The sequence below is a fragment of the Bacillus sp. DU-106 genome (assembly GCF_004799705.1).
Lineage (GTDB): Bacteria > Bacillota > Bacilli > Bacillales > Bacillaceae_G > Bacillus_A > Bacillus_A cereus.
In genome coordinates this window covers 4,978,456-5,000,852 of record NZ_CP026607.1, presented here as the reverse complement: position 1 = coordinate 5,000,852, position 22,397 = coordinate 4,978,456, and the positions used below count along the sequence as shown (strand labels likewise).

The following is a 22,397-nucleotide window of genomic DNA, read 5'->3' as shown; positions in this document are numbered from 1 at the left end:
CTATAGATGGTCGTATATGAAGAAAATGTAAAACTCTATTGTTGTTCATATTTTTAGATGTATAGATGACAATACTGAAAAATATCTTTTACTATTCTCTTTTTTATGTAGCAAGAGAACTCATCACAAATAGAGAGAAGTGAGGAGGGGATATTACATAAAAATTGTACAATGTAAGAAAGCGAATACATGGAGGGAAATGCGGTAGTAATAGATACAGGTGCGCGAGGTGTTAGTCTATTCGTTAAATGTTTTTATAAAGATAATAGGATTTTTCATTAAACGAATATATAGGATGGTTTGTCTAAAAAAAGGACAGGGGACACAGATTATGTCAAAGAAGAAAAAGAGTAGGGTATTAGTAGCAGGTATATGTATATCTACATTATTATCACCAGTAGCTTTCGAAGCATCAAAAGGATATGCGGCGCCTTTGGAAGAGAATAAGGGCGGGCAGTTGGAAGAGAATAAATTTGAGCAGAGAGTATTTCAGTTGCCGGGGAAAGGTAGCGTAGAAGAAGAAAATAATCGTTTAAGAGTTACTTGGAAACTTTCCGCTAATGAACCGACTGGAATTTATGCAGAGCCAAATGAAGAGATTACAATTGACATAAAAGGAACGCAGTCTATCCAAGCTTTTATTGGAACGAGATCTTATGATGAAAAGGACCCAGAGGAGTTTGATTTAAAACCAGGAAAAAATGTTATTTCATCTTCAAGAGGCGGTATTTTATATTTTTATAATATGAATAACGAAGGAGAAGTAACAGCTTCCGTTACAAATGGTGGTAGTCACTTTCCTTTATTTATTTTAGGTAAGCATACGAAAAAAGATTGGGATGAAATGTTAAAAAAATATAAGGATCCTTATGCAGTTGAATTAAAAGGTGAGAGAAGCTTAATTACTACTACTTACGATTCTGTGCAGAAATATATGAAGAATACGGATCCAACAGATTTAATGAAATTGCATGATAAGATTATCCGTTTAGAAAACGCAGTGGCAGGATTATCTGAGGACAGTGTTGGGGTTGCAAAATCTCCAACTCATTATGTTCAGTTTGTTGAAAAACGGAAGCCTGCTAAAGGGGACTTTATGTTTGCGAAACATTATCATACAGGATATATTCCAACTGCAATGAATAGAGTTTTAGATATAGAGGTACTTGAGAAGGATGGATGGGGACCGTGGCATGAAGTTGGTCATTTACATCAGCAAGAACCGTGGAAGTGGTCTAAAGTAAGGGAAGTAACAGTAAATATTTACTCATTAGCTGTTCAAAAGGCGTTAGGGAATCAATTAGAAATGGATGAGCACTATAAAAACTCATTTGAGTATTTAGAGAAGCCTAAAGCAGAAAGATTCATTGATGACATTAATCCTCTTACAATGTTTTGGCAATTAAATGTAGTGTATGGAGAACATTTTTATCCTAGGTTACATCAAGCTTATCGTTTGTTACCTCAGAGTGAAATGCCTCATTCTGATGAAGAGAAAAAGCAGCTATTTATTTATATGACATCAAAAGTGGCAGGGCAAAATTTAATTCCTTTCTTTGAGGAGTGGGGATTAACACCAAATGATGATATTAGAGAGAAAATAGAAAAATCAAAGTTACCTAAATTAGAAAAGGAAATCTGGAAAGCTACAGATAGTAATGATATTCGTGAGAAGCAAGTTGAACTGTATAAGGTTCCGTATGGTGAACCTGCTAATGAAGTACAAAATCTTTTAGTTGGTACAGATTCTGACGAGAATGAAGCAAGTAAGCTTGTTCGAAATTTAGGTGAGAATGTAAAAGTAACAGGAAAGATTGTATGGCCTAAATTAGAGAATGGGAAACAGGAAGTGTTAGTAGAAATTGGGGATGAGAAAGGAAATAAAAATTCAATTCCTGTCCAAGTTAACGGATTTTATGATGACAGTATAGTTTTTCAAGGACTTTCAGATGATGTAATGTCGACAGTGACACTTCACCACAATAAGAAGAAATTAAATGTAAACTTTACTAATAATGAAATACATTACCGTTTTGAAAAAGAAGAATATATGGGCTTAACGCTATATGATCGAAATGGGATTGAAAAGAAACGTGTATCAGCAGAAGGACAAGAAACGGGAAAAAGATTTGCGATGGAACTAAATGAATTGGATTTTGAATATGGTGATGTAATAAAAGTATTCCACGCAGAACCAAGCCGTTTGAAGTGGTTTAAAAATAACGAACTTGTAGATCAAGGAAAAGTTAAAAATAAAAAAGAGAAATTATTCCAAATAACTGAGCAAGGGTTCGAATTAAAAGATAGTTTACAAGAAGTGACGGCGAAACTGCAAAAAGTAGTAGTCGGAATGGATGTAGACAAACTAGATCCGAAAGAATTCGTACAAGTAAAAGATGGAGAAGTGGTTGGTTTTGTAGAAAAACCAAATACATCAAAAATTGGAGAACAAAAAGTAAAAATAGAGACGAAGGATGCTTTTGGAAATAAGAAGATAACAGAAGTGCCGCTTGAAGTAATTTATGGAGATAGTTTAGTATTTCATGCTAATGATAATGCAATACGTTCGGTTGTAACATTGCAACATGATAAAAAGGAACTGCACGCAACGTTTACAGGTAATCCTGTTCATTATCGTTATGTAAATGAAGAGTATATGGGGATTACGCTATATGATCAAAATGGGAACACAAAAAAGCGTGTAACAGCGGAAGGACAAGAAACTTCAAAGAAATTTGCGGAGCAAGTGAGTGGAATGCAGTTTGAATATGGTGATGTAGTAAAAGTATTCCATGCAGAACCGGACCGCTTGAAATGGTATCAAAATAATAGCCTTGCTGGCCAAGGTAAGGCGAAAGTAGAAAAAGAATTATTCTTCAAGGTAACTGAAAAAGGCTTTGAAAGAATGGAAACTTTACAAGAGGTAAAGGCAGTACCACAGAAGGTAGTAATCGGAACAGATGTAGAGAAAATAAATGCAAAAAACTTTGTTGAAGTAAAAGATGGAGAAGTAGTTGGATTTGTAGAAAAACCAAATACAACAAAAATCGGTGAACAAAAAGTAAAAGTAGAAACGAAAGATCGATTTGGAAATAAGAAAGTGACAGAAGTTCCTCTAACAGTAACATATGGAGATAGCCTACTTGTATATGGGCTGAGCTATAGAGATGGTGACTTGAAATCAATTGTAACTTTGCATCATGATACGAAAAAACTGAGTGCGACAGATACAAAGAACCTAATTCATGATTACTTTAAAGATGAAAAGTATTTTGAATTCACATTGTACGATAAAGAAGGAAGAGTGAAGAAAAATATAGCAGTAAAAGGTTTAGAGAATACGCAAGAATTTGCTAAGGAAGTAAATGGAATTGCATTTGAGTATGGAGATGTAGTGAAAGTATATCATGCGGAATCTTCTCGTTTACATTGGTATCAAAAAGATGTATATGTGGGCGAAGGAAAAAGTAAAGAGATAAAGGAATTAGTCTTCAAAATAACTGAAAATGGATTTGAAAGATTAGACGGTGAGCAAACAGTAAAAGCAAATCCGCAGCAAGTAGTAATCGGAACAAATAGCGAAACGCTAGACGTGAAGAACTTTGTTGAAGTACAGGGTGGAGAAGTAGTAGGTTTTGTAGGGGAAATAGATACGACAAAAATTGGTCAGCAAAAAGTGAAAGTAGAAACGAAAGATCGATTTGGAAATAAGAAGGTGACGGAAGTTCCTGTAGAAGTGACATATGGGGATAGTCTAGTCTATCAAGGTGTGTCCGATGTTACACGTTCAATTGTTACGTTAAACCACGCTGAAAAGAAATTACATGCAACATTTACAAATGAGGAGATTCATTATCGCTTTGTAAATGAGCAGTATATAGGCCTTACGATTTATGATCAAAATGGAAATAAGAAAAAGCATGTAACGGCAGAAGGACAAGAGACTTCAAAGAATTTTGCTGGGCAAGTAAATGGAACGGCATTTGAGTATGGAGATGTGCTGAAAGTATACCATGCGGAACCGAGTCGTTTGAATTGGTACAAAAAGAATGAGTTAGTTAAAAAAGAGGATGCGATGAAGGGGCAAGAAATTTCCTTTAAGATTACTCCAAATGGTTTAGAACAAGTGTAACAATAAAAAAATCTCGTAAAACATTATGTTTTACGAGATTTTTTTATTATTCAGCTTCAGAAACTACTGTGAAGCGTTCGTTTACGTGTTTTGGATTTTCAATTTCATCAAGTGCTGCAACTGCGAAGTCTTCGTAACTTACGTAGCTATCACCTTTTGAGTTTACAAGCAGGTTGTCTTTACCAGCTGTATAAGAACCAGTACGTTTTCCTAATGCGAATAGTGCAGAAGGGCTGATGAATGTCCAAGTGATATCATTTGTTTGTTGTAAGATTTCTAAGTTTTTACCTTGGTTTTGAGCTGTTGCAAGGTATTCGCCTGGGAAACCTGGTGTCTCAAATACACGTGTTGTTTTCTCTTCGTCTACAAATAAGCTTCCAGCGCCACCAACTACAAGTAATTTTGTGTTAGGTGCACCTTTCATCGCTTCAATTAGTACGTTTCCTGCATCTACGTGAAGGTGTTCTTGTCCTGCTGGAGCACCGAATGCATTTACAACTACATCGAATGCTTGCAAGTCGTTAGATGTAAGAGAAAATACGTCTTTTTCTAAAACTTTTACGTTTTCTTCTGTAATTTTTGCAGCGTTTCTTACGATTGCAGTTACTTCATGTCCGCGATCCAATGCTTCTTTTAAAATACGACTTCCTGCTTTACCAGTTGCTCCGATAATTCCGATTTTCATAATAAATCCCTCCAAAGTGTTTTGTTAAATTGTATATCTGAAAGTAAATGAATTTGTTGTAATTAGGTTTGTTACAACCCGTTGTAATCATTATAGTTACAGGTTGGTATTTTTGTCAATAGGGTTGTTTGTGAATTTATTTTTTGTTTTAGTATGCACAGTTAGAGGGAGGGTAGTCAGTCATAAGGACATTGTTACTGTGAACCTGGCTAATATTTGGAAATTGCAAATTGTCGAAAAATGTTGATTTTTGAATGTTTTTTAAATATAATTCGTTTTATGGAGAAAAGGAGGGGTTAATTGTATGAATATTTTAGAGCAATTTATTTCATCAACAAATACAATTCTTTGGTCATATATTCTTATTGCGATGTTAATTGGTTTAGGTCTTTATTTTTCTATTAAATTGAAATTCGTACAAATTACTCATTTAGGGGAAATGGTTCGACTAATGAGTGATGGATTAACTGGAAAGACGCGTAAAAAAGGTAGTGTATCTTCTTTCCAAGCGTTTTGTATGAGTTCAGCAGCTCGTATTGGTATCGGTAACTTAGCTGGTGTAGCATTAGCTATATCTATGGGAGGACCTGGAGCTGTATTTTGGATGTGGGTTATTGCGATTATCGGGGCTTCTTCAAGTTTCGTAGAAAGTACGCTTGCCCAAATTTATAAAGTAAAAGATGGCAGTGGCTTCCGTGGTGGTCCTGCTTATTATATGGAAAAAGGTTTAAATAAACGTTGGATGGGAATTTGGTTTTCTATCCTTATTACAGTTAGTTATGGTTTAATTTTTAACTCAGTACAAGCGAATACAGTAACATTAGCGTTTGAAAATGCATTTGGTTTAGAGCGTTATATTGTTGGTATTGTATTAGCTGCATTAGTTGCGGTTATTATTTTTGGTGGTGTAAAAAGTATTGCACGTATGTCGGAAATGATTGTTCCGCCAATGGCGCTTGTTTATATTGCGGTAGCTATTTTTGTTGTCATTAAAAACTTCTATTTAATACCAGATGTGTTTACGGAAATCTTTAAAGGTGCATTCGGTTTAGATTCAGCTGTAGGTGGCGGTATCGGTGCTGCGATGAAATATGGTATTCAGCGCGGATTATTTGCGAACGAAGCAGGTATGGGTAGTGCGCCGAACGCGGCAGCAACAGCTGATGTAACGCATCCAGCAAAACAAGGTTTTATTCAAACGATCGGCGTTTTAGTAGATACATTCTTAGTATGTACATCAACAGCATTTATCGTACTATGTTCTGGTGCATATAAAGCAACGAATTTAGAAGGTATTGAATTAACGCAAAATGCATTAAGCTCACAAATCGGCCCATGGGCAAGTAGCTTCTTAGCGATTATTATTTTCTTATTTGCATTTAGTTCTCTTTTAGGAAACTACTATTATGGTGAAACAAATATTGAATTTATTAAGCAAAGCAAAACGTGGTTAACAATTTACCGTATTGCGGTAGTTGGAATGGTATTATTCGGTTCTGTTGCGACGCTTCAAGTTGTATGGAATATGGCAGACTTATTTATGGGTCTAATGGTAATCACGAACTTAATTGCGATTACACTTCTTGGCCGATTTGCGTACGCGGCATTAACAGACTATGTAAGGCAAAAGAAACAAGGGAAAGATCCAGTCTTCAGTGCAGATTCTATTCCTGGTTTAACGAATACAGAGTGCTGGGATAAGCAAGTGGTAACAGATAAAGAAAAAGCAGTGTAATTGAAAAGGCGAGCATCGAGGTAAATTCGATGCTCGCCTTTTTTGTTGTAGTAAATGATGAAAAGGGTGAGAGGTAATTATTAATATAACTTTTTTGTTTGTTTCTCTCTCTCGTTATTTGTGGGGAACGTCCTGTTTTAAAAGTATGGCTGGTCGAATAGGATAAGTTATTAAGTATTGGATAAATGCATGTAATGGCTATATTTTCATGTGAAAAAACACTTATGTTAAAAGAATTAACGTACTCATGTTATAAAACCTAACATAAAGTTCTTGATTACTAAAAGTTTTTAGAATATAATTTTCTTATTGTTAGGAAGAGGGGGCAATGCAATTATGGATTTTTTAGCTAAGGTAATTGGGGATATAAATAATATCCTTTGGTCATATATCATTATTGCGATGTTAATTGGGTTAGGACTCTATTTTTCATTTCGTGTGAAATTTGTCCAAGTTCGTTACTTCGGTGAAATGATTCGTTTGCTTGGGGACGGGGCAAGCTCGAAAACGAGGAAAGCGCAAAAAGAGAAGAGCGGCGTATCATCATTCCAAGCGTTTTGTATGAGTACAGCTTCTCGTGTAGGTACTGGTAACTTAGCTGGTGTAGCTATTGCGATCTCAGCAGGTGGTCCAGGAGCAGTATTTTGGATGTGGTTAATCGCGGTAATTGGGGGTGCTTCTGCATTTGTAGAGAGCACATTAGCGCAAATTTATAAAGTAAAAGATGGGAATGCATTCCGTGGGGGCCCAGCGTATTATATGGAAAAGGGTTTAAAGAAACGCTGGTTAGGTGTTGTGTTCTCTGTTCTAATAACAGTAAGTTTCGGATTGATTTTTAACGCTGTACAGTCTAATACTGTAGCGGCTGCCTTTGATGGGGCGTTCAAAACAGATAGTAGATTAGTAGGTCTTGTTATGGCTGGTTTACTTGCAGTTATTATTTTCGGTGGAGTAAAACGAATTGCTCGCGCGGTTGAAATGATTGTTCCAGTAATGGCAATTATTTATGTAGCAGTGGCATTATTCGTTGTTGTAACAAACATTACGGCAATTCCATATGTATTTAAAGAAATTTTCTTACATGCTTTCGGAATTAAAGAAGTAGTAGGCGGAGGATTAGGAGCTGCGATTTTATTAGGGGTAAAACGTGGGTTATTCTCAAATGAAGCAGGTATGGGTAGTGCGCCGAACGCAGCAGCGACTGCAAACGTAACGCACCCAGTTAAACAAGGTTTCATTCAAACTTTAGGGGTATTTACTGATACATTATTAATTTGTAGTTGTACAGCATTTATTATTCTTTTATCAGATGTGCATAATGCAGCTGATTTAAACGGAATTCAATTAACGCAGCAGGCGTTAAGTCAACATATCGGTCCATGGGCTTCTATATTTGTAGCAGTGGCAATCTTCTTGTTTGCGTTCAGTTCATTAGTAGGTAACTACTACTATGGTGAAACAAATATTGAATTCTTAAATGGAAGTAAAGTGCTATTAAATGCATACCGCATTGCTGTACTTAGTATGGTTATGCTAGGATCTGTAGCGACAATTCAAATCGTTTGGGATTTAGCAGATTTATTTATGGGAATTATGGCTGTTATTAACTTAGTAGCAATTGTATTCCTTTCTAAGTATGCTTTCGCAGCGTTATCAGATTATATTAAGCAAAAGAAACAAGGGAAAGATCCAGTCTTTTATGCGGAGTCTATTCCAGGTTTGAACAATACAGAGTGTTGGGATGAGTCAGCGGTAGCTGATAAAGAAAAAGCGGTATAATGAAAAGGGCATCAAGTGAAACTTGATGCTCTTTTTTGTTTTATTCAACTATTTGCAGATAGTAAAAGACGAACATTCATAGACGTTTTATAATAAAATGTAATTTTTTAAAGAAAAGTGCGGATATGATTTGTGATTTGTGTTAGAATGGAAAATGCCTTTGAAATAAGAGGTTTTATGATCTTTCCTATCCGATTGAAGATTTTGGAGGAGAAATGGAAAGTTCGGATTATTTCTTGTTTTGAATGGTCAGACGTTCAACGTTAATGAAGAGTTAAATGGAGGATTTTATTAATGAAGTTTGTTATGTTCCTTGTAGGATTACTCGTTGTATTTGTACTCGGTTTTCTTATAAGTGCCGATCGAAAGAAGATTAAGTATAAACCAATCGCAATTATGCTTATTATTCAGCTAGCATTATCTTATTTCTTATTAAATACGCAAGTTGGTTATATTTTAGTAAAAGGAATTTCAGATGGATTTGGCGCACTTCTTGGATATGCGGAAGCTGGAATCGTTTTCGTATTTGGTGGTCTTGTTAATAAAGGAGAGGTTTCATTCTTCTTAACAGCGTTATTACCAATCGTATTCTTTGCGGTTTTAATCGGAATTCTGCAACACTTTAAAATTTTACCGATATTTATTCGTGCTATTGGTACGTTGTTAAGTAAAGTAAATGGTCTAGGAAAACTAGAATCATATAACGCAGTAGCAGCTGCCATTGTTGGACAAGCAGAAGTATTTATTACAGTAAAAGATCAATTAAGTAAAATCCCAAAACATCGTTTATATACATTATGTGCATCTTCTATGTCGACAGTGTCGATGTCAATCGTTGGTTCTTATATGAAAATGATCGAACCGAAATATGTAGTAACAGCACTTGTATTAAATTTATTTAGTGGTTTCATTATCATTCATATTATTAACCCGTACGATATTACAGAAGAAGAAGATACACTGAAATTAGAAAATAAGAAAAAACAATCATTCTTTGAAATGCTGAGCGAGTACATTATGCTTGGTTTCACGATTGCGATTACAGTAGCAGCTATGTTACTTGGTTTCGTAGCATTAATTACAGCAATCAATAGCTTGTTTGATACAATGTTCGGTATTACATTCCAAGCTATTTTAGGATATATTTTCTCACCATTAGCATTCGTAATGGGCATCCCGCAAGCAGAAATGGTAACAGCGGGACAAATTATGGCAACAAAATTAGTATCAAACGAGTTTGTTGCGATGCTTGACCTTGGAAAAGTAGCTGGTGATTTATCGGCTCGTACGGTTGGTATTCTTTCTGTATTCCTTGTATCATTTGCGAACTTCTCATCTATCGGAATTATCGCAGGTGCAACGAAAGGTATCGATGAAAATCAATCAAATGTTGTATCATCATTCGGTTTACGCCTTGTGTACGGTGCGACGTTAGTAAGTATTCTATCAGCGATTATCGTTGGTGTTATGTTATAAAAAAAGGATGGCTCTAGCTCATAGCTAGGGCTATTTTTTTTATGGTAAATTTGCATGAAAAAACCAATTAATTAGGAATATATTAACATATAAAAATCTTTTAAAATTTATATTGCATTTCACCTAGATAACGCTTACAATTTGATTTGTAGGTGGTATCAATTTCAGACTTTCAAGTATGGTAGGAGAGAAGAAGCTACCTTTTATAAATTGCAATTTATGTAAACGCTTACTGATTTTAGATGACAGTTGAATAGTTTTAGGGGTTTTAAATTTTTTTAACAACAATGGTCAGACGTCATTCGTTATACGTTATACGACCAATAACTTGTGGGAGAAGTGGAGGATTCACATATGAAGTTCGTAATGTTTCTAGTCGGTTTACTTGTAGTGTTTGTACTAGGTTTCCTTATTAGTTCAGATCGTAAGAAAATTAAATATAAACCAATTGCACTTATGCTTGTCATTCAATTGGTACTTGCGTATTTCTTACTAAATACAAAGGTCGGATTTGTATTAGTAAAAGGGATCGCAGATGGATTTGGCGCTATTTTAAAATTTGCGGAAGCTGGGGTTAATTTCGTATTTGGTGGTCTAGCAAACGATGGACAAGCACCATTCTTCTTAACAGTATTATTACCGATTATTTTCTTAGCAGTATTAATCGGGATTCTGCAACATATTAAAGTTTTACCGATTATCATTCGTGCAGTCGGTTTCCTATTAAGTAAAGTTAACGGTTTAGGAAAACTAGAATCATATAATGCGGTAGCAGCTGCAATCGTTGGTCAAGGGGAAGTATTCATTACAGTAAAAGATCAACTAAGCAAATTACCGAAAAATCGTTTATACACACTTTGTGCATCTTCAATGTCTACAGTATCGATGTCAATTGTCGGTTCTTATATGAAAATGATTGATCCAAAATATGTAGTAACAGCACTTGTATTAAACTTATTCAGTGGATTCATTATCGTTCATATCATTAATCCATATGAAGTAAAAGAAGAAGACGATATTTTAGAATTACAAGAAGACAAGAAACAAACATTCTTTGAAATGTTAGGCGAATATATTATGCTTGGTTTCTCAATCGCTGTAACAGTAGCGGCGATGTTAATCGGTTTCGTGGCATTAATTACAGCAATTAATGGTGTATTCGATTCAATTTTCGGAATCACATTCCAAAGCATTTTAGGATATATCTTCTCACCATTAGCATTCGTAATGGGTATTCCAACATCAGAGATGTTACAAGCAGGACAAATTATGGCAACAAAATTAGTAACGAACGAATTCGTTGCAATGCTTGATCTTGGTAAAGTAGCTGGTGATTTATCAGCTCGTACAGTAGGTATTTTATCTATCTTCCTTGTATCATTTGCGAACTTCTCATCTATCGGAATTATCGCAGGTGCAACGAAGAGTATCGATGGCAAACAAGCAAACGTTGTATCATCATTCGGTTTAAAACTTGTATACGGTGCAACGTTAGTAAGTATATTATCAGCGATTATCGTTGGGGTTATGCTTTAATAAATTAAGAAAAGCAATGAGCGTAGGCTCATTGCTTTTTTTGTTTAACTTGCTTTATCCAAGTCTCTTTTAAAACGTGGTTTCTCTAAATAAGTTCCCAGTCTCCACACATATTCCACTGGCCCCATTCGGTATTTCTGGAGCCAATAGGTGCTAACGAATAATTGAATTGTATAAATTCCGATGGTTAAAAGAATACCGAAGAAATAGCCGATTTTCCCGTATAAGCCAAATCCATATGCGTAAAAAATGGTTGTTGCGATAATAGATTGCGCTAAGTAATTACTAACGGACATTTTCCCCATGTTCGCCATGTATGTTAGTAGACGGGTTGCTTTTTTGTAATGGAATAATAAAATGATTGTGCTTCCGTAAAAGAAGGTCATAGTTACTGGTGTAAGGCCATCTTGTAACATAATTAAAACCGGGTGTTTTATGAACATAGCTAAGATTTTAATTGTAAAAGAGAAGAGACCGGTGGCAAACCATATTTTTTTGACAGCAGGTATATGTTTACTGACCTCAAATAGCCAGCCTTTTTTCCCTACATACATTCCGAGTAGGAACAGTGGAGACATAAAAATTATTGCGAAAACTGATATGAAAAATAATCCGAATGCACCGTCAATTCCCATGTAATCAAAAGGATTTTCAGTCAATCTAAAGTTGACGTGATCCATATAGCTTCCAGTTTGATGGACTTTATGTTCTTTTTCAGTATAAGATGCGAAATCATTTATATTTGTAGATGGATCAGTTTGATAAGACATAAGTGTAATAAGTGCGAGTAGAATAATCGCCCAAATAAGCAAAGTTTTCGGTTTTCGATTGATGAATATCATTAAAAAAATCCCGATTATTCCGTATGCAAATAAAATATCTCCCTCCCAAACAAAAGTGCCGTGAATGTAGCCGAGTAGTAAAAGAATGATAATACGTCTTATGTATGTGGGGAAGAATTTTTTTCCTTTTGCGATAATACTTTTTTGTAACAAAATAATGCTAAGCCCAAATAGAAAAGAAAATAGGGATATAAAGTTATGTGTGCCGAAAAATTGAATAAACCAATTAGCACCTTTATCAAGATCGCCAAATAGATAAGTTGGTTTTTCACTGGTGAAGAACCCAAATTGAATTAATGTCATATTGACTAGTAAAATGCCAAACAAAGCAAAACCACGAATTGCATCAACAGCTTCTACACGTTGATTCATTTTTCCTCTCCTCGTATATTCGTTTTTATATTGAAAATAATACCATTTTATATCTGGCACTATGTCAAATATGAGGAAATTTAAGGTGATTTTAAGATAGAGAGCAAACAAAAAAATCACCTTAATACATGTATTAAGGTGATTGAAATATTACTCAGCTGGAGGCGTAAATGTACGTTTCTCTAATTCAGCATCTAGCATAAACAGTGCGTTTGAATCGCTTGTAATACGTTTTAATTTTTGAATGATGCTATCGAATGAAGCTTCTTCTTCAACTTGTTCGTCAACGAACCATTTTAAGAATGTAATTGTTGCATGTTCACGTTCGTCCCAAGCGATATCAGATAAGTTGTAAATACGTTTCGTTACTTCACGCTCGTGCTCAAGTGCGACTTCAAAAGCGTTTAATACAGATTCGTATTCGTTATTCGGATTATCAAATCCAGTAATAATAGCGCGCTCTCCGCGGTCATTAATATAGTTGTAAAGCTTCATTGCGTGGAAACGTTCTTCTTCAGCTTGTACAAGGAAAAAGTTAGCAAATCCATCATAGCTCTCAGCTGTACAGTAAGCAGCCATTGCCATATAAGCATGGGCAGAGTAAAATTCAAAGTTCATTTGTTCATTTAATGCGTCGTGCAATTTTTTTGATAACATAAAATCCCCCTTAGTATTGTGACAAGAATATTATACCATAATTGATAATATTCTCATTTAGATACTTCGAACCTTTTTGAAAGCTTTGCGACGTGTGCGTCCATAATGTCTTGTAAGTCTAAATCATATTTTTGCGAAAGAATAATAAGGTTAGATAGTACATCGCCAAGTTCTTCTTTTAGTTCTTGTTTTAGCTCTTCTTCTGTTTTCGCATCTTCATCAGGGCGATCGCGGCCAATTTCAATAGCACGAACGACTCGTGAAACTTCCCCAACTTCCTCGGTTAAGAAATTTAAGCGAATAAAGGCATTATACTGTGACCAGCTTCGTTTTTCGTAAAATTCCTCAACCCATCTTTGAAATGCAACGATATCCATTTCTTCCTCATCTCCTCAATATGTTGTACAATGTCAATTGTATCATAACAATATATAGTTTCGGGGTGTAGGAATGAGAAAGATTTGTGTGTTTGCAGGTTCTAATTTAGGGGAGAGACCAGAATTCAAAGAGCAGGCAATTCAGTTAGGTAAAATGTTTGTTGAGAACGAGTATGAGCTTGTATACGGTGGTTCATGCGTTGGATTAATGGGAGAAGTAGCAAACGAAGTTCTTCGTTTAGGTGGACGTGTAACAGGTGTTATGCCGCGCGGTCTATTCCGAGGAGAAATTGTGCATACAGGATTAACAGAATTAATTGAAGTAGAGACGATGCATGAACGTAAAGCGAAAATGGCAGAGCTTGCAGATGCTTTTATTGCGCTTCCAGGCGGATACGGAACGTTTGAAGAACTATTTGAAGTTGTATGTTGGTCGCAAATTGGTATACATAATAAGCCAGTTGGTTTATTAAACATAAAAGATTTTTACGGACCAATTTTGCAAATGGTTGAACGTGCAGCAGAAGAAGGATTTATGAATCCATCAAATAAAGAATTGATCGTTTCAGCTGAGACAGCAGATAAACTAATTCATGCAATCCAAAATTATGAGCGTCCTGTTTTGGGAACGAAGTGGAAGCAACTATCATAGCAAATACGGAAACACATGTCGTTTTAATTTAAGATGGCATGTGTTTTTAATTTGGTTAAATATGTTAATGTTTAGATGTAATGTTTTGGGGAAAGGAGAAATAGATGGAGGAGTTCGTATATTTACGTCCGGTTTTTAAAAGTATTTTAGCAGCGTCTATTCTTGTTATGCTAATTGTTTTGAGACAGAAGAAAGAGTTGATTAATGAATTTTCGCTTTGGTTTATCTCGGTATTGTGTATCGGTGTTTCAGCGATAACGTTGTTTATGTCCGGATTTATCGTTGATGAGTATAATCTAGGTGGAGATCCACAATCGTTTTGTATGTTTATTGCGATTGGTTGTATTAGTGGTCTGAATTTCATTATTTATTACAGAAGGCAATAAAAGAGGCATTCCATATTACTTTGGAATGCCTTTATCATTTTGATTGCTTTGTTTTTTATACAGGTACCAGCCACCCCAGCCCCCACCAATTGCTACGACAACGAGGAAAGCATAGTCCTTAACCTCGACACGTATATTGAAAATATTAGCTATAAGTAAGAGAATCCCAACTGTTATTAACGCAAAAAATGCTCTAATTAAGTAGTCTTTCAACTGAACCACTCCCGTCATTTAAGTAGTAAATGATGAATTTGGAAAAGCTAAAGGGTGTTTCCTATATTTTAACATAGATGAGATTGTAATATATTGATAAAAGTAGGGGAGAGGGGCGCTGATATTGTCGTGATTTGTCGGCAAATTGATATCCTTTGTCAAATCGTTGATATATTGCGGGTAATGATCGATATAATGAAAAAATCGTTGATATATTGCGAGTTATGATCGATATATTTGAAAAATCGTTGATATAATTTCGTGTACCGTTAAGTGCGACCATTACATAAAAAAGCGACTCTAAACGAGCCGCTTCCGCTTTTAATTATATCCAGCTCCAGCGGCTAGAACAGTCGGTTGTTTCACTCCTTCATTCGAGGCAAAAAGCGCCTCGTAATCAGGAGTTCCAACACCCTCCTGTTCTGAACGAGCCGCTTCCGCTTTAAAGTAATATCCAACTCCAGCGGCTAGAATCTCCGGTCATTTCGCTCTCTCGCTCGAAGCAAAAAGCGCTTCAAGGTCGAGAGCTCCAATGCCCTGCGATTCTGAGCGAGCCGCTTCCGCTTTTAATTATTATTGATTCAAGAACGCACGTAGCATCCAAGCGTGTTTTTCTAGTTCTGTGTAGATGCCTAGTAGTAGGTCAGATGTCATTTCATCGTCAGAGTCTTGAGCGATTTCCATGCCTTTTTTCAGTTCGACTAGCATCATTTCGTAGTCTTTCATGATTGCTTCGACCATCCCTTCTGCAGTTTCTCCGTATGCTGCTTCTTGAATAGAAGATAGTTCTAAGTATTCTTTCATTGTTGCTACTGGTTTGCCGCCAATTGCTAAAATACGTTCTGCAATTTCATCGATGTGAGTAGCTGATTCTGTGTAAAGTTCTTCGAATTTCTCGTGTAATGTGAAGAATTGAGGTCCTTTTACGTACCAATGGAAGTTGTGAAGTTTTGTGAATAAAACGCTCCAGTCTGCTACTTGTTTGTTTAATACTTCGATTACTTGTTTTTTCATTATGATCAATCTCCTTTTGAGTTGTTATGTGATATCAATTACTAATTTATAATCATTATAATATAGTAATCTCTATAAATCAACCCTTTTGCTGGAATTAATTTGAACAAATTATGAACTGTTGTAAATAAAAGGCCCTATTACGGTGAAGTAATAGGACCTTTGTTTGAGATATGGCTCTTGTTCTAAACGAGCCGCTTGTGCTTTTAGTGATATCCAGCTCCGGTGACTAGACCAGTCGGTCATTTCGCTCTCTCGCTCGAAGCAAAAAGCGCTTCAAGGTCGAGAGCTTGAAGTGTCCTGCGATTCTGAACGAGCCGCTTCCGCTTTAAATGATATCCAGCTCCAGCGGCTAGAACAGTCGGTTGTTTCACTCCTTCATTCGAGGCAAAAAGCGCCTCGTAATCAGGAGTTCCAACACCCTCCTGTTCTGAACGAGCCACTTCCGCTTTTATTTGTTAAACGGCCTTTTGTTTTTCTTCTACATCCTGCCCATCCCAGCACTCTGTATTTTTTAAGCCAGGGATAGAGTTTGCAACGAAGACAGGATCTTTTCCTTGTTTCTTTTGCTTCAAATAGTCTACTAATGCAGCGTAAGCAAATTTGCTAAGGAATGAGATGGCAATTAAGTTTGTGAATACCATTAGTCCCATGAATAAATCAGCTAAACTCCAAACTGTTTTAAGAGCAGCGATTGATCCGAAGAATACCATTCCGACAACTGCAACACGATAAATCATTAACCATGTTTTGCTTTCTTTAATGAATGCGATATTTGTTTCACCATAATAGTAGTTTCCTAGAAGTGAACTGAAAGCGAATAGGAAAATAATAATTGCTAAGAAGGTGCTTGCCCACGGTCCAATTTGTGAACTTAATGCGTTTTGTGTTAATTCGATACCTTCTAAATTTGATCCTTTGTAAAGTCCAGAACATAATACGATAAATGCTGTTGATGTACATACTAAGAATGTATCTACGAAAACGCCTAACGCTTGAACAAGCCCTTGTTTTACAGGGTGAGATACATCAGATGTTGCTGCTGCATTAGGAGAGCTACCCATTCCCGCTTCTGTAGCGAATAAACCGCGCTGAATTCCGAACTTGATTGCTGCTCCAATACCACCAGCGATGGCTTGGTCTAAACCGAATGCACCGTTAAAGATTTCCATGAAAATGCTTGGTAACATACTGAAGTTGTTAATAACGACAAAAATAGCCACGCCGATATAAACGATTGCCATTGGCGGAACAATCATTTCTGTAATACGTGAAATGCTCTTAATGCCACCAAAAATAATAACTGCAACTAATAAGGCTAATAGAGCTCCTACGATTGTTCGCTCTAGTCCAAAAGCATTTTCAAACGCTATTGTTACTGTATTTGCTTGCACTGAATTGAAAATTAATCCGTACGCAACTGTAATAAGAAGTGAAAACCAGACGCCCATCCAGCGTTTGTTTAACCCTTTTTCCATGTAATATGCTGGTCCACCACGGAACCTACTTCCATCTTTTACTTTATAAATTTGCGCAAGTGTACATTCTACAAAACTAGTAGCTGCTCCGATAATTGCGATAAACCACATCCAAAATATTGCGCCAGGTCCACCCATTGAAATTGCTAATGCTACACCAGCTAAGTTTCCGATACCGATACGTGCTGCTGCACTTAAGCAAAATGCTTGGAATGGTGAGATGCTATCTTTCTTTTTTTCTTTTCGATTAAACCCTTTACTAATTAAGCTGACCATCTCACTGAAATGAGTAATTTGGACAAATTTTAATTTAAAAGAGAAGTAAAGACCGAAGCCGATTAGCATTGCAATAAGAATATATGACCATAAAATATTATTCGTTACCTCAAGGAATCTGCTAAAGATATCAACCATATAATACACTTCCTTTTTTTCATAATAAGAAAATTATATGCAAAAAATATACGAGAATCAATTTTTCTAAAAAATTATGTTACTTAAATCATTTTTGTGTTATGATTATGTTACATCGTAATATTTTTAGAATTATTTACATTTTAAAAAACTAAATTTAAAGCGAGAAGGTGGGGATAATTTGAAAGAAAATTCTTTATGGAAAGTAAGCCTTGAGAGTTTGAAAATGAGAAGTAATATATTTTTTATCATTACATCTTTAAGTATCTTTTTAGGGTCCACTTATTATTACAATAAAAGATTTCCAAATCACAAATATCCTGAGTGGTTAGAATTTCTAAAGTTGATTGGATGAATAAAAGACAGAAAAACAGAAAATTAAAATAAATAAGTTATGGAGGAGCTAAAAATGAATATTAGAGAAAGTGAACTTCCAGGTATTGGTTATAAGTTTCAAATCGTTACGAAAGGTAACGAAAAGATGGTAATTGTCATTCATGATGATGGTCGTAGAGAAATGTATCATTTTGATTCAGATCATGAAGAAAGCATCTCAAGTATTTCGCTACGTGACTCAGAGGCGAGACAAATCGCTGCAATATTAGGTGGAATGGTATATAAGCCTAGGGCGTTAGAAAATGTTGAGATGGTTTTTGAAGGTTTAGCGATTGAGTGGTTCAAAGTGGAGAATACAGCTCCAGCAATCGGAAAAACAATTGGCGATCTTGAAATAAGAAAAACATATAGCGTAACAATAATCGCGGTTATGAAGAAGAACATGAAGAAGTTATTTAATCCAGGACCAGAAACAGTAATTGAAGAAGGAGATATGCTTGTAGTTTCAGGTGAGAGAGAAGAAATTAAAAAAATCATTAATGAATTACTTTCAAATAGGGGGGACTGATTAGATGGATACGTTAATTTTTGAAGTTGGTACAGCTTTAGTTTTAGTGGCAATTGCAGCAGTAATTGCTGGAAAATTTAAATTCTCAGTAATTCCTTTTCTAATCGTTCTTGGAATGTTAGTAGGACCGCATGCACCGACAATAGGTGTTATCGATCTCAAATTTATTGAAAGTGCAAGTGTAATTTCCTTCCTTGGACGGATTGGGGTTCTATTCCTTCTATTCTATCTAGGATTAGAATTTTCAATGAAAAAACTAATTAAATCTGGACGCTCTATTGCGATTGGCGGAACGATTTATATTTTAATTAACTTTTCACTTGGTTTGTTATACGGATTTATAATGGGATTCCCATTACTAGAAATCTTAATTATTGCGGGTATTATTACGATTTCTTCTAGCGCTATCGTTGCTAAAGTGTTAGTGGACTTAAGAAGAACTGGTAATAATGAAACCGAATTAATTTTAGGAATTATTATGTTTGAAGATATATTCCTTGCTGTATATTTATCAGTTGTTTCTGGTTTAGTACTTGGAGATCACGCTTCCTTCTTAGGTGCCCTTACTTCAATTGGAATTGCTTTAGGATATATGCTTCTATTCTTTATAGTAGCTAGAAAGGCTACGCCGTTATTAAATAAATTGCTCAATATTAGCTCAGATGAAATCTTTATTATTGTAGTATTTGCTTCATTATTCTTCATTGCTGGTTTTTCAGAAACAATTCACGTTGCAGAAGCAATTGGAGCACTTCTTCTAGGATTAGTTTTCTCTGAGACAGAGCATAGTGACCGAATTGAACATCTTGTTGTTCCATTTAGAGACTTTTTCGGAGCTATTTTCTTCTTCAGCTTCGGGTTAAGTATTGATCCGTTCTCATTAGGCGGAGCGATATGGTTAACGTTAGGTGCTGTCCTTCTTACGATAATCGGTAACTTTGTAGCAGGAATGATTGCAGGAAGACAAGCTGGATTATCTCATAAAGCATCAACAAATATCGGATTAACAATCGTTTCAAGAGGAGAGTTCTCCATCATTATGGCTAATATCGGTATCGCCGGTGGTTTAATGTCAGTACTGAAACCATTCTCAGCACTATACGTGCTTATACTATCCATTTTAGGCCCACTTTTGACAAAAGAGTCGAAGAATGTATATAAATTCTTAAATAAAATCTTTAAGTGGGATACGAAGACTAACTAAACTAAATTTTTAAAAATAAAAGTACAAGATATTTCCTGCTTGTACTTTCATTTTTGTAATGAAAACAGTAAAGAGAGGTACATGATGTTAGGAGAGTTGATCCATTCGGTTTTAGTTTTTTTAGAAGGACTTGGTTATTGGGGAATTATGCTTGGATTAATGCTAGAGGTTATTCCAAGTGAAATCGTATTGTCTTATGCAGGTTATTTAGTATCAACAGGAAGCATTACATTTTGGGGCGCTGTCGCGTTCGGTACAATTGGTGGTGTAATTGCACAACTATTCATTTATTGGATTGGTCGATATGGAGGAAGACCTGTTCTTGAGCGATATGGAAAATATATTTTAATTCAGAAGAAACATATTGATTATGCTGAAGATTGGTTTAATCGTTATGGAACTGGCGTTATCTTTACCGCACGTTTTATTCCGGTTGTGCGGCATGCTATTTCGATACCAGCGGGTATTGCGAAAATGTCACATGCTAAGTTTATTACGCTAACTACATTAGCTGTTATTCCGTGGTCAATTGTGTTTGTATATTTAGGTTTTAAATTAGGAACAGAGTGGGAAAGTATTAATAAAGTTGCGGGGCCATATGTGAAATACTTTGCACTTGCTGCTATTGTTTGTGCAATTGGTTATTTTGTATTAAAAAAAATGATGAAAAAAAAGTGATTACAGAAATGGAATCTATGTCGACGTAGATTCCTTTTTTATTGGCATTTTTTCAAGGATGAAAGAATACGTTTAATATTTACCATATTGTGGCATACATATAGAAAAAGGGTGCTTGGAAAGGGGAATAAAGAGAAATGGAACTCCAGTTTCAAAATGTATATCAACAGGTAGAGAATTGGTATGTGTTGGATTCGGAGCTTCCTTGGGATGTCAAAAAGTTGAGAGAGGATTTGTTTTCTCTTATTGGAGTATGTAAAACGCCCGTTATTTTTTGTGATACGTGTGATGCAAATGATGTGCTTCTATCATTAGGGGAAGAGGAAGAAGAGTTCCTATTCCCAGTAGGTGGTTTTTATCATAAAGAAAAGCAATTAATTTTCGTTTGTATGTGGGAAGAGTATGATCAAGTTCTCAAAACGCTACTGCATGAATTCCGCCATGCGATGCAGCATAAGAGAGATATATTGTATGTGGGAAGTGAACGGTACGAAGAGCGGTGGATTGAAAAAGATGCGAGGAAGTTCGCGGAGAGGAAATTAGATGAATATAAGAGTAGAAAGTTAATGTAAAGCATAGTGGAGAAATAGCGCTGTGCTTTTTGTACTTATTAAAAATAAGTATTTGACTTTTATTAAGTTTAGTTCTAAACTAATGATATGAAACAAGCGAGGTGATGAAATGAAAACAGAAGATAGACTAGGGCTACTATTATGGTTTCGTTTGTCACGCTTTTATAATAAGAGTATTCGTGAGACGAATCAGCATTTGAAAAAATGGAATATATCTGCCGCCCAGTTTGATGTGTTAGCTCAAGTTGGAGGACATAATCGTTTAACGCAGCAAGAACTTGGAAATAAGCTATTTGTTACGAAAGGAAATGTAACGCAGCTTTTAAATAAAATGGAGCAGCTTGAGTGGATTTTGCGTGAACAAGAGGGTACTACGAAATATATTTCTTTAACAGAAAAGGGAAGAGCTTTATATGAGGAAATCGTCCCACCTCAAGAAACGTTCCAAGCAGAGAAGTTTCATAATTTAAATATAGAGGAACAAAAGCAGTTATTAACACTATTAAAAAAGTTACAGTAAGAAAAAATTTTAAAATAAATCTCGAATTCGAGATAGTATGAGGTGAAGGATATGTTTAGAAAAGTTGATCATAAAAATATGGGCAGAGCAAATCATGGTTGGTTAAATACACATTTTCATTTTTCTTTTGCCAATTACTATAATCCAAATAACATGAACTTCGGAGCGTTACGTGTTATTAATGATGATCTAGTAGCGGCGCAAACTGGTTTTGATATGCATCCGCACCGTGATATGGAGATTATTTCTTACGTTGTAGATGGTGCTTTAACACATGAAGACAGCATGGGAAATCGCGGAACAATTGAGCGTGGACATGTTCAATATATGAGTGCTGGCACGGGTGTATTTCATAGCGAGCATAATTTAGGCGATGAAACGCTGCGTTTATTACAAATTTGGATTTTACCAGACCGCGCAGATCATAAACCAAACTATGGTGAGTTTAAATTTGATTGGAGCAAGCGTGAAGATGAATGGTTCCATATGGTATCTTCAGTAGAAGGAAATGCACCAATTCAAATTCACCAAGATGCGAATTTATATTCTTTATCATTAGAGGCTGGAAAAGAAATTCATTTTCCAGTGAAAGAAGGCCGTCAATTGTACCTTGTACAAATTGAAGGAAGCAGTGTAATAAATGGTGAAACGTTTGTTATGCGGGATGCAGCAGAATCTGTAGAAGAAGATATTCACATTCAAGCGAAAGAGCAATCACACTATTTAGCAATTGAATTGAAAAAACAATAAAAGGTTTATAGAAAAGAGGAC

General features: G+C 35.6%; 20 protein-coding genes. 13 read left to right on the top strand and 7 right to left on the bottom strand.

Annotated elements, in window-relative coordinates:
* Nucleotides 1-331: 331 nt before the first annotated feature.
* Nucleotides 332-4,132, top strand: a complete 3,801-nt coding sequence (locus C3Y97_RS25650; RefSeq protein WP_000038264.1) for a putative mucin/carbohydrate-binding domain-containing protein — start codon at nt 332-334, stop codon at nt 4,130-4,132.
* A 46-nt stretch (nt 4,133-4,178) separates the two neighbouring features.
* On the opposite strand, the gene C3Y97_RS25645 is transcribed toward C3Y97_RS25650, so the two are convergent.
* Nucleotides 4,179-4,817, bottom strand: coding sequence for an NAD(P)-dependent oxidoreductase (locus tag C3Y97_RS25645; RefSeq protein ID WP_000689906.1), 639 nt, complete (start codon nt 4,815-4,817; stop codon nt 4,179-4,181).
* 304 nt (nt 4,818-5,121) lie between these two features.
* Here C3Y97_RS25645 and C3Y97_RS25640 point away from each other — a divergent pair, with 304 nt between their 5' ends.
* The 4 genes from C3Y97_RS25640 to C3Y97_RS25625 all read left to right on the top strand — a co-directional run bounded on the left by C3Y97_RS25640 (nt 5,122) and on the right by C3Y97_RS25625 (nt 11,343).
* Nucleotides 5,122-6,552 (top strand): alanine/glycine:cation symporter family protein, encoded by a 1,431-nt coding sequence (locus tag C3Y97_RS25640; RefSeq protein WP_001022931.1) that lies wholly within the window; start codon nt 5,122-5,124, stop codon nt 6,550-6,552.
* A gap of 336 nt (nt 6,553-6,888) precedes the next feature.
* The gene (locus C3Y97_RS25635) at nt 6,889-8,331 is read left to right on the top strand and encodes an alanine/glycine:cation symporter family protein (RefSeq protein WP_063220567.1); all 1,443 of its coding nucleotides are present in this window, start codon (nt 6,889-6,891) and stop codon (nt 8,329-8,331) included.
* Nucleotides 8,332-8,625: 294 nt separating this feature from the next.
* Nucleotides 8,626-9,807 (top strand): NupC/NupG family nucleoside CNT transporter, encoded by a 1,182-nt coding sequence (locus C3Y97_RS25630; RefSeq protein ID WP_000673841.1) that lies wholly within the window; start codon nt 8,626-8,628, stop codon nt 9,805-9,807.
* 354 nt (nt 9,808-10,161) lie between these two features.
* Nucleotides 10,162-11,343 carry a NupC/NupG family nucleoside CNT transporter gene (locus C3Y97_RS25625; protein WP_000673874.1) on the top strand — a complete coding sequence of 394 codons (1,182 nt, stop codon included), beginning with the start codon at nt 10,162-10,164 and terminating at the stop codon, nt 11,341-11,343.
* A 44-nt stretch (nt 11,344-11,387) separates the two neighbouring features.
* On the opposite strand, the gene C3Y97_RS25620 is transcribed toward C3Y97_RS25625, so the two are convergent.
* From C3Y97_RS25620 to C3Y97_RS25610, 3 genes are all read right to left on the bottom strand, one after another.
* On the bottom strand, nt 11,388-12,557 hold the full coding sequence (locus C3Y97_RS25620) for a DUF418 domain-containing protein (RefSeq protein ID WP_001076350.1): 1,170 nt from the start codon (nt 12,555-12,557) through the stop codon (nt 11,388-11,390).
* Between the two features lie 150 nt (nt 12,558-12,707).
* The gene (locus C3Y97_RS25615) at nt 12,708-13,214 is read right to left on the bottom strand and encodes a ferritin (RefSeq protein WP_000949403.1); all 507 of its coding nucleotides are present in this window, start codon (nt 13,212-13,214) and stop codon (nt 12,708-12,710) included.
* Between the two features lie 53 nt (nt 13,215-13,267).
* Nucleotides 13,268-13,591 carry a MazG nucleotide pyrophosphohydrolase domain-containing protein gene (locus C3Y97_RS25610; RefSeq protein ID WP_000355744.1) on the bottom strand — a complete coding sequence of 108 codons (324 nt, stop codon included), beginning with the start codon at nt 13,589-13,591 and terminating at the stop codon, nt 13,268-13,270.
* A 73-nt stretch (nt 13,592-13,664) separates the two neighbouring features.
* Here C3Y97_RS25610 and C3Y97_RS25605 point away from each other — a divergent pair, with 73 nt between their 5' ends.
* Nucleotides 13,665-14,243, top strand: coding sequence for an LOG family protein (locus C3Y97_RS25605; protein WP_001225754.1), 579 nt, complete (start codon nt 13,665-13,667; stop codon nt 14,241-14,243).
* Between the two features lie 104 nt (nt 14,244-14,347).
* The gene (locus C3Y97_RS25595) at nt 14,348-14,629 is read left to right on the top strand and encodes a hypothetical protein (protein WP_000390910.1); all 282 of its coding nucleotides are present in this window, start codon (nt 14,348-14,350) and stop codon (nt 14,627-14,629) included.
* Nucleotides 14,630-14,644: 15 nt separating this feature from the next.
* Here C3Y97_RS25595 and C3Y97_RS25590 read toward each other — a convergent pair whose 3' ends face one another.
* The 3 genes from C3Y97_RS25590 to C3Y97_RS25575 all read right to left on the bottom strand — a co-directional run bounded on the left by C3Y97_RS25590 (nt 14,645) and on the right by C3Y97_RS25575 (nt 17,748).
* Complete coding sequence (locus C3Y97_RS25590; protein ID WP_000656312.1) at nt 14,645-14,842, bottom strand: hypothetical protein; 198 nt, start codon at nt 14,840-14,842, stop codon at nt 14,645-14,647.
* 573 nt (nt 14,843-15,415) lie between these two features.
* On the bottom strand, nt 15,416-15,856 hold the full coding sequence (locus C3Y97_RS25585; RefSeq protein ID WP_000745085.1) for a Dps family protein: 441 nt from the start codon (nt 15,854-15,856) through the stop codon (nt 15,416-15,418).
* Between the two features lie 458 nt (nt 15,857-16,314).
* Nucleotides 16,315-17,748 carry an alanine/glycine:cation symporter family protein gene (locus C3Y97_RS25575; RefSeq protein WP_000227591.1) on the bottom strand — a complete coding sequence of 478 codons (1,434 nt, stop codon included), beginning with the start codon at nt 17,746-17,748 and terminating at the stop codon, nt 16,315-16,317.
* Nucleotides 17,749-18,157: 409 nt separating this feature from the next.
* On the opposite strand from C3Y97_RS25575, the gene C3Y97_RS25565 reads away from it, so the two are divergent.
* From C3Y97_RS25565 to C3Y97_RS25540, 6 genes are all read left to right on the top strand, one after another.
* A complete protein-coding gene (locus tag C3Y97_RS25565; protein ID WP_001026075.1) occupies nt 18,158-18,652 on the top strand; it encodes a cation:proton antiporter regulatory subunit in 495 nt (164 codons plus the stop codon).
* 4 nt (nt 18,653-18,656) lie between these two features.
* Nucleotides 18,657-19,856 (top strand): cation:proton antiporter, encoded by a 1,200-nt coding sequence (locus C3Y97_RS25560; RefSeq protein ID WP_000380223.1) that lies wholly within the window; start codon nt 18,657-18,659, stop codon nt 19,854-19,856.
* 84 nt (nt 19,857-19,940) lie between these two features.
* A complete protein-coding gene (uptA, locus tag C3Y97_RS25555) occupies nt 19,941-20,534 on the top strand; it encodes an undecaprenyl phosphate transporter UptA (protein ID WP_000900214.1) in 594 nt (197 codons plus the stop codon).
* Between the two features lie 137 nt (nt 20,535-20,671).
* Entirely contained in the window at nt 20,672-21,106 is a 435-nt protein-coding gene (locus C3Y97_RS25550; protein ID WP_000422806.1) for a DUF3920 family protein, read from the top strand.
* A gap of 109 nt (nt 21,107-21,215) precedes the next feature.
* Entirely contained in the window at nt 21,216-21,626 is a 411-nt protein-coding gene (locus C3Y97_RS25545; RefSeq protein ID WP_000845467.1) for a MarR family winged helix-turn-helix transcriptional regulator, read from the top strand.
* Nucleotides 21,627-21,677: 51 nt separating this feature from the next.
* Nucleotides 21,678-22,376, top strand: a complete 699-nt coding sequence (locus tag C3Y97_RS25540; protein ID WP_000488927.1) for a pirin family protein — start codon at nt 21,678-21,680, stop codon at nt 22,374-22,376.
* Nucleotides 22,377-22,397 lie beyond the last annotated feature (21 nt).

What these genes read in the sequence shown, in the direction of transcription:
- C3Y97_RS25650 (WP_000038264.1), top strand. Translation starts at nt 332, where the DNA reads ATGTCAAAGAAGAAAAAGAGTAGGGTATTAGTAGCAGGTATATGTATA.
- C3Y97_RS25645 (WP_000689906.1), bottom strand. Translation starts at nt 4,817, where the DNA reads ATGAAAATCGGAATTATCGGAGCAACTGGTAAAGCAGGAAGTCGTATT.
- C3Y97_RS25640 (WP_001022931.1), top strand. Translation starts at nt 5,122, where the DNA reads ATGAATATTTTAGAGCAATTTATTTCATCAACAAATACAATTCTTTGG.
- C3Y97_RS25635 (WP_063220567.1), top strand. Translation starts at nt 6,889, where the DNA reads ATGGATTTTTTAGCTAAGGTAATTGGGGATATAAATAATATCCTTTGG.
- C3Y97_RS25630 (WP_000673841.1), top strand. Translation starts at nt 8,626, where the DNA reads ATGAAGTTTGTTATGTTCCTTGTAGGATTACTCGTTGTATTTGTACTC.
- C3Y97_RS25625 (WP_000673874.1), top strand. Translation starts at nt 10,162, where the DNA reads ATGAAGTTCGTAATGTTTCTAGTCGGTTTACTTGTAGTGTTTGTACTA.
- C3Y97_RS25620 (WP_001076350.1), bottom strand. Translation starts at nt 12,557, where the DNA reads ATGAATCAACGTGTAGAAGCTGTTGATGCAATTCGTGGTTTTGCTTTG.
- C3Y97_RS25615 (WP_000949403.1), bottom strand. Translation starts at nt 13,214, where the DNA reads ATGTTATCAAAAAAATTGCACGACGCATTAAATGAACAAATGAACTTT.
- C3Y97_RS25610 (WP_000355744.1), bottom strand. Translation starts at nt 13,591, where the DNA reads ATGGATATCGTTGCATTTCAAAGATGGGTTGAGGAATTTTACGAAAAA.
- C3Y97_RS25605 (WP_001225754.1), top strand. Translation starts at nt 13,665, where the DNA reads ATGAGAAAGATTTGTGTGTTTGCAGGTTCTAATTTAGGGGAGAGACCA.
- C3Y97_RS25595 (WP_000390910.1), top strand. Translation starts at nt 14,348, where the DNA reads ATGGAGGAGTTCGTATATTTACGTCCGGTTTTTAAAAGTATTTTAGCA.
- C3Y97_RS25585 (WP_000745085.1), bottom strand. Translation starts at nt 15,856, where the DNA reads ATGAAAAAACAAGTAATCGAAGTATTAAACAAACAAGTAGCAGACTGG.
- C3Y97_RS25575 (WP_000227591.1), bottom strand. Translation starts at nt 17,748, where the DNA reads ATGGTTGATATCTTTAGCAGATTCCTTGAGGTAACGAATAATATTTTA.
- C3Y97_RS25565 (WP_001026075.1), top strand. Translation starts at nt 18,158, where the DNA reads ATGAATATTAGAGAAAGTGAACTTCCAGGTATTGGTTATAAGTTTCAA.
- C3Y97_RS25560 (WP_000380223.1), top strand. Translation starts at nt 18,657, where the DNA reads ATGGATACGTTAATTTTTGAAGTTGGTACAGCTTTAGTTTTAGTGGCA.
- uptA (WP_000900214.1), top strand. Translation starts at nt 19,941, where the DNA reads ATGTTAGGAGAGTTGATCCATTCGGTTTTAGTTTTTTTAGAAGGACTT.
- C3Y97_RS25550 (WP_000422806.1), top strand. Translation starts at nt 20,672, where the DNA reads ATGGAACTCCAGTTTCAAAATGTATATCAACAGGTAGAGAATTGGTAT.
- C3Y97_RS25545 (WP_000845467.1), top strand. Translation starts at nt 21,216, where the DNA reads ATGAAAACAGAAGATAGACTAGGGCTACTATTATGGTTTCGTTTGTCA.
- C3Y97_RS25540 (WP_000488927.1), top strand. Translation starts at nt 21,678, where the DNA reads ATGTTTAGAAAAGTTGATCATAAAAATATGGGCAGAGCAAATCATGGT.